Genomic DNA, 14,764 nt, shown 5'->3' on the forward strand with positions numbered 1-14,764 from the left:
CGAACCTTGCGCGAGCAAGACTCAGGGTTCAGTCACCTGTACAGCGGGAATCAGTTCGGGAGCGTCCGGAGCGGCCTTCTTGCCGCGCTTCTTGCGCTTGTTGATCAGCGGCGGACACTTGTTGTCGTTGTGGTAGGTCATCTGGCAATCGAGGCAGTAGTGGCACTCGTTGTGGTTGATGTGCCCATCCGGGTGGATCGCCTGGATCTCGCATTCCACGGCGCACAGCTGGCAGGGGCTGCCACATTCCTTGCGACGCTTGAGCCAGTCGAACAGGCGGAACTTGCTGGGCACCGCCAGGGCCGCGCCGAGCGGGCAGATGTAGCGGCAGTAGACCTTGCGGGTGAACAGGTTCACCACCAGCAGCACCACCACGTAGAGCACGAACCACCACTGGCGGTCGAACTTCAGGGTGATGGCGGTCTTGAACGGCTCCACCTCGGCGGCCTTCTCGGCCAGCATCATGGATTCCAGGGAGATGCCGAACAGCGCCAGCAGGATGATGTACTTGATGGCCCACAGGCGCTCATGCACCGCGAACGGCAACTCGTACTGGGGGATCTTGATCTTGCGCGCCAGCTCGTTGAGCAGTTCCTGCAGGGCGCCGAACGGGCACAGCCAGCCGCAGAACACGCCACGGCCCCACAGCAGGATGCTGGCGGCGGTGAACACCCAGAGGATGAAGATGATCGGATCGGTGAGGAACAGCTCCCAGCGGAAGTCCTGGAACACCGCGTGGATGAAGGTCAGCACGTTGACCACCGACAGCTGCCCCAGGGCATACCAGCCGATGAACACCACGGTGAAGATCAGGTAGCCGCGACGCAGCCAGTGCAGGAACTGCGGCTTCTGGGTGAATTTGTCCTGCAGGAACAGGATCACCGTCAGCAGGCCCAGGGCCGCGCACAGCACGCCGATCTGGAAGCTCTTCTGGTACCAGATGTTGACCCACAGCGGACGATTGGCTTCCTCGATGGCGGCCAGTTCCTCTTCGGTCAGCGGCGGACGCTCGACGTAGCCTTCCGGCATCAGGTAAGGCATCTCGAAGCTGGTGAAGATGCTCGCCACCGGACCGATCTGACGACGCACCAGCAGCTCCAGGTTCCAGGCCGAGCCCGGATCGAAACGGTACTGCTCGCGGGCGATGAAGATCGCCATCTCGTGGAAGTCCGGAATACCCTCGGCGTACACGTCGGACAGGCGGATGAAGTCCAGGTCGCGGAAGCTGACGATGTCGCCGAACTGGCGCAGCTGCACCCGATCGAAGATGCCGCCGCGCACGTAGCCCGAGCCCTTGAAGGAATATTCGCCGTTGGCCAGCACCGCGAAGGCGTGCTCGCCCGGCTTGAGCTGTTCCATCAGCTCGGCGTACTGACGCTCGCCCAGCAGATTGCGGCCAATGGTCGGTACGTTCAGGTAGGTGGCGTACAGGTCGATGAAGGTTTCGTCGCGCTGCTCCGGCGCGGCCTCCGCGATGCCCTCGGCCTCGGTGCCCTTGAAGGCGTCATCGACCTGACCGCGGGTCAGGTGCATGCGGCGGATGGCGCCGTTGCCGGTCAGCTCGGTCCAGTTGCTCGGCTGATAGGCATCCTCGCGCACCACCGCGATCTTCGGCCGCGCATTGGCGCCGGCCTCGATCAGGTCCAGGTCGACGGCCACGGTATACGCGGCGCGCATGACGATCTCGTTGATCACCATCACCGTCACGGTGGCGCCGGTCACGGCATCGATGGTCACCGCGCTCTGGTCACTGGAATGGCCGACCACCACGCGCTGATCGACCTTGATGCCGGTGTAGTGCGCGTTGAAGTCGTGGACCTTCTGTTCGGGGATACCGATCAGCACGATCGGTTCGTGGTGCTCGAGCATGTAGGCGTCGCGAATGGTCGCCGTGTTGTCGAGGATGATCTGCAGGTTGATCGGCTTGCCGGAGTAGGCCGGCATGTCGGTCACGCGGATGCTCTGGAAGGCGTAGCCGAGCAGCTCGTCACCCTTGCGGATGGTACGCACCCCGTAGTCCCCTTCCGGCTCGGACACCGCCGTCGCCTCCGGGAAGACCAGGTCGATGCGCTCGCGCTCCAGCGCGCCGTAGTCCTTGGCCTGAACCACCTGCGGCGCTCCCAGCGCCATCAGCAGCAGGAAAAATAACGCCGGCATTCCTGCGCGACGCACCCTTTCAAGCCAAAAACCCATATAAATCATGGTCTTACCAAATGCTGGTTTCTGTGTGGTCATGGTAGGTCCCACTGACATGAGGCACGCTTGATATCAATCAAGAAGCACGTGCGCCGGGGTGTGACGCAGGGTCGCAGACACGTCTTACCAGGCCAGATAGAACATGCCTTTGGCGAGCAGAACAATAGCGACCATCTGCGCAAGGATCACAACGTGAAGACTGTGATAGCGTGCCGGGCTCATCCGACCTCGGCGCAGCAGGATGGCGACCAGGCCGAAGGAGAGGAAAACACCGATGGCCAGCAGGATCTTCAGGCTCAGCATGAGGCCAAAGCTGCTGGCGAACGGGTCCGCCAGGGCGCCCCGGTGGAACCAGGCCAGGCCGATGCCGGCGCCATAGACGAACAGCACCACCCAGTGCAGCACCACCCGCGAACGGGCACCCAGCGCGCGCTCGAAGGTTTCCCGGGCCACGGGTTCGAGTGAACGCTTGGCCTGCGCCAGCATGGCCACTTCGACGAACAGCGTACCGACGAAGAAAATGGCGCTCAGCAGGTGCAGGATGTGCAGCAGGGTGTAGGTCATGGGGCATTCCTTACGGCGGCGACGCCTAGTGGACCTACCTTGACCGTTGGAGTGCGACGGGTGAATGACCGGGGTCAAGCGAGCGCCGTTAAATGCGAACGGCGTCACACAAACCGTTGCATCCGCACTGACCGTAGGGCGGTCGGCGCCTTTCCGGCCGCCGATGCGGTGGCCGCCAATGAGGTGACCCCGACGCCGCGCCCGGCGGCCAAGGCGATGCCTTGACCGCCCTACCATCCCACCGCTTAGACGGTGCGCGAGAAGCGCACGGTCTGCTTGCCCAGGTAGGCGTCGAAGGTCATCGCCACGTTGCGCATCATCAACTGCCCTTGCGGCAGCAGCACGATGGCATCGTCGTGGATTTCCACCAGCCCGTCCTCGACCATCTCCTTCAGTTGCACCAGCGCATCGGCGAAGTATTCGCGGAAGACGATGCCGTGTGCGCGCTCGAACGGTGCGAAGTCGACACGGTTGTGGCACATCAGCGCCAGGATCACCTCGCGGCGCAGCACGTCGTCGGCGCTCAGCGTGTAGCCACGCTGCACCGGCAGGCGGTCCTGGTCCAGGCGCGCGTAGTACTCGGAGAGCAGCTTGACGCTCTGGCTGTAGCTGTCGCCCACCTTGCCGATGGAGGACACGCCCAGGCCGATCAGGTCGGTGTCGCCGTGGGTCGAGTAGCCCTGGAAGTTGCGCTGCAGCGTGCCGTTGGCGCGCGCCAGGGTCAGCTCGTCGTCGGGCAGCGCAAAGTGGTCCATGCCGATATACACGTAGCCGGCGGCGGTCAGGCGGCGGATGGTCAGCTCGAGCAGCTCCATCTTGCGCTCGGGCGGCGGCATGTCTTCCGGGCGGATCAGGCGCTGGGCGCGCACGCGCTCGGGCAGGTGCGCATAGCTGTAGGCGGCGATGCGGTCCGGGCGCAGGTCGATGATCTTGCTCAGGGTGGCATCGAAGCTCTCCACGGTCTGCAGCGGCAGGCCGTAGATCAGGTCCACGCTCACCGACTTGAAGCGCGCGGCGCGGGCGGCCTCGATCAGGTCGCGCACCTGCTGCTCGCTCTGGATGCGGTTGACGGCGGCCTGCACCTTCTCGTCGAAGTCCTGCACGCCGAAGCTCAGGCGGTTGAAGCCCTGCTGGCGCAGCGTGTGGATGCGCTCGGGGCTGATGGTGCGCGGGTCGACCTCGATGGAAAACTCGTGGTTGTCGCTGTCATCCATGTTGAAGGCGTCGTGCAGGGCGGCCATCACCTCGCCCAGCTGTTCGCTGGTCAGGTAGGTGGGCGTGCCGCCGCCGAAGTGCAGCTGGGTGAGCTTGCGCGACTTGTCGAACAGCGCGCCCTGCAGGGCGATTTCCTTCTTGAGATAGTCGAGGTACTCGACGGCGCGGTGGGTCTTCTGGGTGATGATCTTGTTGCAGGCGCAGTAGTAGCAGAGGCTCTGGCAGAACGGGATGTGGATGTACACCGACAGCGGCTTGGGCGCCGGCGCCCGGTTGCTGGCCGCCGCGGCCTGGAAATAGTCGTCCTCGGCGAAGGCCTCGTGGAACTGCGGCGCGGTGGGATAGGAGGTGTAGCGCGGGCCCGGGCGATCGTATTTCTCGACCAGGGCTCGGTTGAAAGTCATGTGGTCCACGTTCGACCCGCCTTGAAAGGAAAGTGGTACATCGAAGACCGCCGCTCGCGCGACCGCCTCACTGCTGAATGGGCCGGATTATGGCCGGTCTGGAGGCCAATCCGCAAAACGGGCGACTGGCCGGAGATGGCAGGCAGGGTAACGAGCCTGACAGGGGCATGACTTGACCATGGTCAACGGGGGTTTGCATCGCGGCACGGAACCCTGTGGGGCCGGCTTTATGCCGGTCAGCGGAGCCGAATTCCTGCAGCTTGGCGGCCTTCCTTCCCCCGTCGGCCGGGATAAACCTGGCCGGGAAGGTCCGGCACTACAGCGCCGCCGGCCGTGGCATCGGTGCCACCCGCATCGGCGGCCGGAAAAACGCCGACCGCCTTACGGTGGTGGTGGGCCCACCCAGAAGCTAGCGAATAAATTCGCTCCCACAGGTTCGGTGCGGCGCCGCTGTCGTGGGAGCGGACTTGTCCGCGAGCTTTTCGCGGTGTCGACCATCCTACCCGCCGGTGGCATTCATGAAGCGCACCACCTGTACCTCGTCGAGGTTGAACTCGTGGCGCAGCGGTTTGCGTTGCAGCGCGGCGCGCACGGCGTCGAGCAACGGGCGGTCATCGGTGGGATGACGGCGCAACAGGGCGCGCAGGTCGATGGAATTCTCGTGCCCCAGGCATAGCAGCAGGCGGCCTTCCACGGTCAGGCGCACGCGATTGCAGGTGGCGCAGAAATTGTGGGAATGCGGCGAGATGAAGCCGATGCGGCTGTCCGGAAACTCTTTCAGACGCGCGTAGCGCGCCGGCCCGCCGCTCTGTTCGGCGCTGTCGATCAGCGTGTAGCGGCTGGCGATGATGTCGCGCACCTCATCGCTGGAACAGTAGCTCTCGCCCCGTGAGCGACCCACGTCGCCCAGCGGCATTTCCTCGATGAAGGTGATGTCCAGGCCGCGTTCCACGGCGTAGGCGACCAGGTCCGGGATCTCGTCCGCGTTGCGGCCTTTCATGGCCACGGTATTCAGTTTGATGCGCTGGAAGCCGGCCGCGCGGGCGGCGTCGATGCCGGCCTGCACCTGACGCAGGTCGCCCACGCGGGTGATGGCGCGAAAGCGCTCCGCATCCAGGCTGTCGAGGCTGATGTTCAGGCGCTTTACGCCGGCGTCGGCCAGCGGCCGGGCCAGCTTCACCAGTTGCGAGCCGTTGGTGGTCATCACCAGTTCGCGCAGGCCGGGCAGCGCGGCGATCTTGCCGCAGAGCTCGACGATGCCCTTGCGCACCAGTGGCTCGCCGCCAGTGAGGCGGATCTTGCGGGTGCCGTTGGCCACGAACAGCGCGGCGACCCGCTGGATCTCCTCCAGGGTGAGCACCTGCTGGCGCGGCAGGAAGGTCATGTCCTCGGCCATGCAGTACACGCAGCGGAAATCACAACGGTCGGTGACCGACAGTCGCAGGTACTCGATGCCGCGTCCGTAGCCGTCTTGCAAAGTGCTCATGGTCGTTCCTCTGGCTTCGGGTGGCCCGACAGGCTCACGATGGCCATTCCTGCATGAAAGGCCGCTACTGCAGCAGCGGCGTCTCGGCGCCTTCCAAGTGTATGCCCTGGATATCCGCCGCGCCCACCAGGTACCGCAGGTACTGTGCCACCGCCACCTGCCAGACGCCCTGATCCAGCTCAGCGCGAATCGCCTCGGCCACCGCCTGGTAGGGCAACTGACGACCTTCGATGCGCTGTTCGACCTCCACCAGATGGAAACCGTAGCGGCTTTCCAGCGGCTGGGCGGCCAGGCCGACCGGCAGGCGCAGCAGCTGGCGCTCGAACTCGGGCACGGTCTGGCCCTGGCTGATCTGCCCCAGCGCCCCGCCCTGCTCCTTCGACGGGCAGGCCGAATGGGCCAGCGCCAGCGCGGCGAAGCGGCCCGGCTCGCGGCTCAGTTCGGCGAGCAGCGCGTCGGCCTGCTCGCGGCCGGTGCTGCGCGCCTCGGCGTCCTCCGGCGGGCAGGCCAGCAGGATGTGCCGCGCCATCACCAGCGGCGCGCTGGCGAAACGCGCGCGGTTGCGTTCGTAGTACTGCCGACAGGTGTGCTCGTCGGCCTGCGGCACCGGAACTTCCCGTTGCACCAGTTCGCGGGTGGCCGCCTCCTCCGCGCTTTCCCCGGCGGCCGGGGTTACCTGGATGCCCAGCTCGGCGCTGCGCTGGCCCAGCAGTTCACGGATCACCAGCGCCTGGCAGGCGAGATAGAGCGCATCGTCGCGACTGGGCGCGGGGTGGTACTGGATTTCCTGGGCCATCGCGTCGGGAGCAATGCACACGCCGTTGACCTTGATGCGCGGCCATTCCTGGTCGCTGCTGGCAATCAGTTCGACCGGGGCAGCCGTCTCGGGCAACTGCTGCACCACCGGCTCGGCGTGAGCCTGTCCGCCGCAGCCGCCGCCGCTTTCACTTCCACCACATCCGCATGCCATGTTGGTTTCCTCGCTTGGGATTCCGCTTTTGTAGGAGGGGCTTTAGCCACGATGCTTCTGGGTATGGCTTGCATGAAGAGCATCGCGGCTGAAGCCGCTCCTACAGGTTTTGTTTCAGGTTCGTGCCGGGCCTCAAGCCACCGGCTGGCCGGCCTTCTTCGGTGCCTTGGCCGGGGTGGCCTGGGCGGGGGCGCGGTAGCCGGCCGGTGCCTGCACCGGCGGGACGGCACGACCACTGTGCTTGACGCGCACGATCTGGTAGCGCCGGCCCAGGTACCACACCGGCGCGCTGACGATGTGCACCAGACGGGTGAAGGGGAACAGCACGAACAGGGTGACGCCGAGGAACACGTGCAACTTGTAGACCAGCGACACCGGGGCGATGGCTTCGGCGGCGGCGACCGGCTGCAGGGTGACGATGCTCTGCGCCCAGGTGCCGAGCAGCACCATCACCGAACCGTCCAAGTGGCCGGTGGAGGCGACGATGGTGCCCAGGCCCAGCAGCAGTTGCGCCAGCAGCACGAACAGGATGGCGATATCCGAACGGCTGGAGGTGGCGCGCACGCGGGCATCGCCCAGGCGGCGCTGGATCAGCATCACCAGCCCGATCAGGCAGAGGATGCCGAAGAAGCCGCCGGAGACCATGGCCACCAGTTGCTTGTCGGCGCTGCTGATGAACGAGTGGTAGAGGGCTTCCGGCATCAGCAGGCCGACGAAGTGGCCACACAGGATGAAGATGATCCCGATGTGGAACAGGTTGCTGGCCAGGCGCATGCCCTTGGGTTGCAGCATCTGGCTGGAACCGGTTTTCCAGGTGTACTGGGCCAGGTCGAAGCGCGCCCAGCTGCCGATCAGGCAGATGGCCAGGGCGATATAGGGGTAGACCCCGAACAGCAGGAAATTGAAGTTAGACATTTGCCGTCTCCCGGCCCGGTGCGGCGGGCCCCGTGTTGAAATCCACCCAGTGCAGCGGCACCGCGCCTTCCTCGCGGGCCTTGCCCGGCAAGCTCGCCTGCGACGGGCAGCGTTCCTGCTGCTCGGCCTGCAGGAAGTTCACCTGCTCCTCCTCCCAGACCTTGTCGAGGGCTTCCAGCGAGTCGTCGCGTTCCTCGCCGGCCACCTGCTCGCGCAGCTCGGCCACCGTTTCCAGCGGCTGGCCGGCGATCTGCAGCAGGGCGCGGAAGCAGGCCGCGTAGGGGCTCTTGCGCTCGACCAGGCGCGCCGCCAGCAGGGCCAGCAGGTGCGCCACATCCGCCAGGCCCTCGCGGGCCTCCAGGTCCTCGCGGGTGGCGAGGAACTCCAGGTACAGCGGGATGTAGTCCGGCAGCTCGCGCACGCCGATGGCAAACCCGGCGGCCTCGTACTGGGCCATCAGGTCGACCATCGCCTGGCCGCGATCGCGGGACTCGCCGTGCACGTGCTCGAACAGCAGCAGCGACAGCGCACGGCCCTTGTCGAACAGCTCGCTGTAGCGCTCCTGCGCGTCCATCAGCTCGCCGCCGCTCAGCTCCTCGAGCAGCAGGCGCAGCTCGCCGCGCTGCTCGGGGCTGATCTCGCGGGCGCCGGAGATGGCTTTCGCCAGCTCCAGGTAGCCCTCACGCAGCGACTCGGCGGGATAGTCGAGCAGCAGGGAAATCACCTTGAGAATCTGCATGTCAGTCCTCCCACAGCTGCACGGTCTTGATGATGTCGCGCTGGTTGGCCTTCCTGGCGCCGAACATGTTCACCTCCGAGCTGCCACCGCAGCCGCTGCCGAAGCTGAAGCCACAGCCGGAGCGCTCGCCGAACACGTCGCTCATGGCTTCCTCGCGGTGCGCGGAGGGAATCACGAAGCGGTCCTCGTAGTTGGCGATGGCCAGGTAGCGGTACATGTCGTCGGCCTGGTGACGGCTCAGGCCCACCTGCTCCAGCACCTTGAGGTCGAGTACGCCGTCCACCTGCTCGGCGCGCTTGTAGGCGCGCATGGCCAGCAGGCGTTTGAGGGCCAGCTTCACCGGCTTCTCGTCGCCGGCGGTGAGCAGGTTGGCCAGGTAGCGCACCGGGATGCGCAGGCTGTCCACGTCCGGCAGCACGCCGTCCATGCTCACGTGCCCGGCCTGGGCGGCGTTCTGGATCGGCGACAGCGGCGGCACGTACCAGACCATCGGCAGCGTGCGGTATTCCGGGTGCAGCGGCAGGGCCAGCTGCCAGTCCACCGCCAGCTTGTACACCGGCGACTTTTGCGCGGCCTCGATCACCGACATGGGCACGCCGTCCTTCAGCGCCTGCTCGATCACCTTCGGGTCGTTGGGGTCGAGGAACATCTCCAGCTGCTTGGGATACAGGTCCTGCTCGTTCGGCGTGCTGGCCACCTCGTGGATGCGGTCGGCGTCATACAGCAGCACGCCCAGGTAGCGGATACGGCCCACGCAGGTTTCCGAGCAGATGGTCGGCATGCCGGCCTCGATGCGCGGGAAGCAGAAGATGCACTTCTCGGATTTGCCGCTCTTCCAGTTGTAATAGATCTTCTTGTACGGACAGCCGCTGATGCACATGCGCCAGCCGCGGCACTTCTCCTGGTCGATGAGAACGATGCCGTCCTCCTCGCGCTTGTAGATCGCACCGCTCGGGCAGGAGGCCGCGCACGCCGGGTTGAGGCAGTGCTCGCACAGGCGCGGCAGGTACATCATGAAGGTGTTCTCGTACTCGCCGTAGATGTCCGCCTGGACCTTGTCGAAGTTCTTGTCCTTGCGGCGCTTGGCGAATTCGGTACCGAGAATTTCCTCCCAGTTCGGGCCCCACTCGATCTTTTCCATGCGCTTGCCGGAGATCAGCGAGCGCGGCCGCGCCACCGGCTGGTGCTTGCCCAGCGGCGCGGTGTGCAGGTTCTGGTAGTCGAAGTCGAACGGCTCGTAGTAGTCGTCGATGCTCGGCAGATCCGGGTTGGCGAAGATGTTCGCCAGCACGCGGAACTTGCCGCCGATCCTCGGGTTGATCGAGCCGTCGGCATTGCGGACCCAGCCGCCCTTCCATTTCTCCTGGTTTTCCCATTCCTTCGGGTAGCCGATGCCCGGCTTGGTCTCGACGTTGTTGAACCAGGCGTATTCCATGCCTTCACGGCTGGTCCAGACGTTCTTGCAGGTGATCGAGCAGGTGTGGCAGCCGATGCACTTGTCCAGGTTCAGGACCATGCCGACTTGTGAACGAATCTTCATGGCGTACTCCTCAAATGTCCTGCGGCAGCGGTTGCGGCAGATCATCGCCATAGGGCGCGTCCAGCCAGTCGACCTTGTTCATCTTGCGCACCACGACGAACTCGTCACGGTTGCAGCCCACGGTGCCGTAGTAGTTGAAGCCGTAGGCCTGCTGGGCGTAGCCGCCGATCATGTGGGTGGGCTTGAGCATCACGCGGGTCACCGAGTTGTGGTGGCCGCCGCGGGTGCCGGTGCTCTCGGCGCCGGGCACGTTCACGATGCGTTCCTGGGCGTGGTACATCATCACCATGCCTTCCTTGACGCGCTGGCTGACCACCGCGCGGGCGGTGAGCGCGCCGTTGGCGTTGAAGCACTCGATCCAGTCGTTGTCCTCGATGCCGACCTTCTTCGCGTCGATTTCCGAGATCCACACGATCGGGCCGCCACGGCTCAGGGTCAGCATGATCAGATTGTCGGTGTAGGTGCTGTGGATGCCCCACTTCTGGTGCGGGGTGATCCAGTTCAGCGCGATCTCCGGGTTACCGTTGGGCTTCTTGCCCTGCACGTAGCCGAGCGAGCGGGTGTTGATCGGCGGCCGGTAGCTCATCAGCTGCTCGCCGAAGGCCTGCATCCACGGGTGGTCCTGGTAGAACTGCTGGCGACCGGTGAGGGTGCGCCACGGGATGTACTCGTGGACGTTGGTGTAGCCGGCGTTGTAGCTGACGTGCTCGTCTTCCAGGCCCGACCAGGTGGGGCTGGAGATGATCTTGCGCGGCTGGGCCTGGATGTCGCGGAAGCGGATCGCCTCATGCTCCTTGGGCAGCGCCAGGTGGCTGTGATCGCGACCGGTGAACTGCGACAGCGCTTCCCAGGCCTTCACGGCGACGTGGCCGTTGGTTTCCGGCGCCAGGGAGAGGATCACCTCGGCGGCGTCGATGGCGCTTTCGATCTTCGGCCGGCCCTGGCTGACGCCCTCCTCGCGCACCCGGTAGTTCAGCTCGCCGAGGAATTTCACTTCGTCCTCGGTGTTCCAGCTGATGCCCTTGCCGCCGTTGCCGAGGGTGTCGAGCAGCGGGCCGAGGGCGGTGAACTTCTTGTAGGTGGACGGGTAGTCACGCTCGATGACGGCGATGTTCGGCGCGTTCTTGCCGGGCACCGGCGCCTCGCCGGCGGTCTTCCAGTCGGTGCCGCCGAACGGCTGGGCCAGTTCGCCGGGGGTGTCGTGCAGCAGCGGCACGGTCATCACGTCGCGCTCGACGCCCAGGTGCCCTTCGGCCATGGCCGAGAACGCCTTGGCGATGCCCTTGTAGATCTCCCAGTCGGACCTGGCCTCCCAGGCCGGGTCGATGGCTGCCGACAGCGGGTGGATGAAGGGGTGCATGTCCGAGGTGTTCATGTCGTCCTTCTCGTACCAGGTGGCGGTCGGCAGGACGATATCGGAGTACACGCAGGTGGAGGACATGCGGAAGTCCAGCGTGGTGACCAGGTCGAGCTTGCCGATGGCGCCCTCGTCCACCCACTCGGCCTCGGTCGGCTTGAAGCCGTCGGCGCGCTTGCCCAGGTCCTCGTTCATCACGCCGTTGGTGGTGCCCAGCAGGTACTTGAGCATGTACTCGTGGCCCTTGCCGGAGGAGCCCAGCAGGTTGGAACGCCAGATGAACATGTTGCGCGGGAAGTTTTCCGGACTGTCCGGCTGTTCGCAGGCGAAGCGCAGGCTGCCGTCCTGCAGGCCCTTGACCACGTAGTCCCTGGGCTCCATGCCCACGGCGGCCGCGTCACGGGCGATCTGCAGCGGGTTGCGGTTGAGCTGCGGCGCGCTGGGCAGCCAGCCGGCGCGCTCGGCGCGGATGTTGTAGTCGAGCATGTGCTCGGGGTACTGGCTCTTGTCGGCCAGCGGCGAGAGCACCTCGTGGATGCTCATCTTCTCGTGGCGCCACTGCGAGCTGTGGTTGTAGAAGAAGCTGGTGCCGTTCATCTGCCGCGACGGGCGATGCCAGTCGAGGCCGAAGGCCAGCGGCAGCCAGCCGCACTGCGGGCGCAGCTTCTCCTGGCCGACGTAGTGGGCCCAGCCGCCCCCGGTCTGGCCGACGCAACCGCAGAGCATGAGCATATTGATCAGCCCGCGGTAGTTCATGTCCATGTGGTACCAGTGGTTCATCGCCGCGCCGACGATGATCATGGAACGGCCATGCGTCTTGTCGGCGTTATCGGCGAATTCGCGGGCCACCTGGATGGCCTTCTCGCGGGACACGCCGGTGATCTGCTCCTGCCAGGCCGGGGTGCCGGGCACGTTGGCATCGTCGTAGCTGGAGGCGACGTTGGCGCCGCCCAGGCCACGGTCGATGCCCAGGTTGGCGGCCATCAGGTCGAACACGGTGGCGACCTTGACGGTGCTGCCGTCGGCCAGGGTCAGCGAGCGCACCGGCACGCGGCGGAACTGCACGGCGTCGCCGGCGACGTTCGGGAAGAAGTCGTGCTGCTGGGCGCCGAAGTACGGGAAGCCGACCTCGGCCGCCTCGCCGCCCTCGATCTGGCTGAGGCTCAGGTCGGTTTCGCGGCCGTCCTTGCCCTCACGGGCCTCGATGTTCCACTTGCCCTTCTCGCCCCAGCGGTAGCCGATCGAGCCTTGCGGGGAGACCAGCTCGCCGGAGGCGTCGACGGCGACGGTCTTCCACTCGGGGTTGTTGTCCTGGCCCAGCGCGTTGTCCAGGTCCGAGGCGCGCAGGAAGCGCTCGGCGCGGTAGCCGCCGTCGATCTCGTCGAGCAGCACCAGCATCGGCAGGTCGGTGTAGCGCTTGGCGTAGTCGCGGAAGTAGGCGCTCGGCTGGTCGAGGTGGAATTCCTTGAAGATCACGTGGGCGAAGGCCTGAGCCAGCGCCGCGTCGGTGCCCTGCTTGGGGTTCAGCCACAGGTCGGTGAGCTTGGCGACCTCGGCGTAGTCCGGGGTGACGGCCACGGTCTTGGTGCCCTTGTAGCGCACCTCGGTGAAGAAGTGCGCGTCCGGGGTACGGGTCTGCGGGACGTTGGAGCCCCAGGCGATGATGTAGTTGGAGTTGTACCAGTCGGCCGATTCCGGCACGTCGGTCTGCTCGCCCCACACCTGCGGCGAGGCCGGCGGCAGGTCGCAGTACCAGTCGTAGAACGACAGGCACACGCCACCGATCAGCGACAGGTAACGCGAGCCGGCGGCGTAGCTGACCATCGACATGGCCGGGATCGGCGAGAAGCCGACCACGCGGTCCGGGCCGTACTGTTTGACGGTGTAGACGTTGGCGGCGGCGATGATCTCGTTGACTTCGTTCCAGCTGGAGCGCACGAAGCCGCCCAGGCCGCGCTTGCTCTTGTAGGACTCGGCCTTGGCCTGGTCCTCGACAATGCTCGCCCAGGCTTCCACCGGCTCCATGTGGCGACGCGCCTCGCGCCACAGCTTGAGCAACGGCTTGCGCACCTTGGGATACTTCAGGCGGTTGGCGCTGTAGATGTACCAGCTGTAGCTGGCGCCGCGCGGGCAGCCGCGCGGTTCATGGTTGGGCAGGTCGTTGCGGGTGCGCGGGTAGTCGGTCTGCTGGGTTTCCCAGGTGACCAGGCCGTTCTTCACGTAGACCTTCCAGCTGCACGAGCCGGTGCAGTTCACCCCGTGGGTGGAGCGCACGATCTTGTCGTACTGCCAGCGGTTGCGATAGACGTTCTCCCAGTCGCGCGATTCCTGGCGGGTTTCGCCGTGTCCGTCGGCGAACTCGCCCTGCTTGCGCTTGAAGAAGCGCATCTGGTCAAGAAGATGACTCATGTGGTTTTTTCCTCTCAGGCCGGGCGCCGGAGCGCCCTGTCATGAACGAATTGAAGGGCTCTAGCAGGGGCGTTCCGCGCCACGGCGCGCGTACCACCACCAGGTCACGGCGATGCAGCTCAGGTAGTAGGCGATGAACAGGTACAGGGCGGCCTCGGCGCTGCCGGTCATGGCCAGCGAGGTGCCGAACGCCTTGGGAATGAAGAAGCCGCCGAAGGCGCCGATGGCGGCACTGAAGCCGATCACCGCGGCCGATTCGATGCTGGCGTTCCGGTTGACCTGCTCCTCGGTGGCCTGGCCACGCTGACGGCGTGCCTCCCACTCGCCGCGGAAGATCGCCGGGATCATGCAGAAGGTGGAGCCGTTGCCGATGCCGGCGAAGAAGAACAGCAGGATGAAGGCGGCCAGGAAGCCCCAGAAGTTGCCTTCGCTGCCTTCACCCGGCAGGAAGGCGATGACCACGAACACGAAGCCGGCCATCAGCGCGTAGTTCCACAGGGTGATGCGCGCGCCGCCGAACTTGTCCGCCAGCATGCCGCCCAGGGTGCGGCTCAGCGCGCCGACCAGCGGGCCGAGGAAGGCGAACTGCAGCGGGTTGATGTCCGGGAACTGGGTCTTGCTGAGCATGGCGAAGCCGGCCGAGAAGCCGATGAAGCTGCCGAAGGTGCCCACGTACAGCCAGCACATCAGCCAGTTGTGCTTGCGCCGGAAGATCACCGCCTGGGTCTTCACCGAGGCCTTGGCGTCGGCGATGTCGTGCATGCCGAACCAGGCGGCGATGGACACCACGGCAATGAACGGCACCCAGATCAGCCCGGCGTTCTGCAGCCACAGCTGACCGCCGTCACTCAGCGGCTGCGGCTCGCCGCCGAAGCTGCCGAACAGCCCGCCGAGCACCGCCAGCGGCACGGTGAACTGCATCACCGACACGCCCAGGTTGCCCAGCCCGGCGTTCAGGCCCAGGGCGGA

The 14,764-nt window shown here is 65.8% G+C and carries 10 protein-coding genes; all 10 read right to left on the reverse strand.

The window, feature by feature from the left end:
* Positions 1-21: 21 nt before the first annotated feature.
* Complete coding sequence (gene nosR / locus VL129_RS02130; RefSeq protein ID WP_325409579.1) at positions 22-2,157, reverse strand: transcriptional regulator NosR; 2,136 nt, start codon at positions 2,155-2,157, stop codon at positions 22-24.
* Positions 2,158-2,319: 162 nt separating this feature from the next.
* Positions 2,320-2,760, reverse strand: coding sequence for a CopD family copper resistance protein (locus VL129_RS02135; RefSeq protein WP_039605806.1), 441 nt, complete (start codon positions 2,758-2,760; stop codon positions 2,320-2,322).
* Between the two features lie 245 nt (positions 2,761-3,005).
* Positions 3,006-4,379, reverse strand: coding sequence for an oxygen-independent coproporphyrinogen III oxidase (gene hemN, locus VL129_RS02140; protein WP_414705113.1), 1,374 nt, complete (start codon positions 4,377-4,379; stop codon positions 3,006-3,008).
* 499 nt (positions 4,380-4,878) lie between these two features.
* Entirely contained in the window at positions 4,879-5,865 is a 987-nt protein-coding gene (gene moaA, locus VL129_RS02145) for a GTP 3',8-cyclase MoaA (protein ID WP_325409585.1), read from the reverse strand.
* 64 nt (positions 5,866-5,929) lie between these two features.
* Positions 5,930-6,835 (reverse strand): peptidylprolyl isomerase, encoded by a 906-nt coding sequence (locus VL129_RS02150; RefSeq protein WP_325409587.1) that lies wholly within the window; start codon positions 6,833-6,835, stop codon positions 5,930-5,932.
* 132 nt (positions 6,836-6,967) lie between these two features.
* Complete coding sequence (narI, locus tag VL129_RS02155; RefSeq protein ID WP_325409589.1) at positions 6,968-7,750, reverse strand: respiratory nitrate reductase subunit gamma; 783 nt, start codon at positions 7,748-7,750, stop codon at positions 6,968-6,970.
* On the reverse strand, positions 7,743-8,489 hold the full coding sequence (narJ, locus tag VL129_RS02160; protein WP_325409591.1) for a nitrate reductase molybdenum cofactor assembly chaperone: 747 nt from the start codon (positions 8,487-8,489) through the stop codon (positions 7,743-7,745). The genes narI and narJ overlap by 8 nt, the downstream gene beginning before the upstream one ends.
* A gap of 1 nt (position 8,490) precedes the next feature.
* Positions 8,491-10,029, reverse strand: a complete 1,539-nt coding sequence (gene narH / locus VL129_RS02165) for a nitrate reductase subunit beta (RefSeq protein ID WP_325409593.1) — start codon at positions 10,027-10,029, stop codon at positions 8,491-8,493.
* A gap of 10 nt (positions 10,030-10,039) precedes the next feature.
* Complete coding sequence (locus tag VL129_RS02170; RefSeq protein ID WP_325409595.1) at positions 10,040-13,795, reverse strand: nitrate reductase subunit alpha; 3,756 nt, start codon at positions 13,793-13,795, stop codon at positions 10,040-10,042.
* 60 nt (positions 13,796-13,855) lie between these two features.
* A partial coding sequence (locus VL129_RS02175) for an MFS transporter (RefSeq protein ID WP_475491194.1) occupies positions 13,856-14,764 on the reverse strand: 909 nt, incomplete at its 5' end.

The sequence above is a fragment of the Pseudomonas sp. genome (genome assembly GCF_035497915.1).
Classification (GTDB): domain Bacteria; phylum Pseudomonadota; class Gammaproteobacteria; order Pseudomonadales; family Pseudomonadaceae; genus Serpens.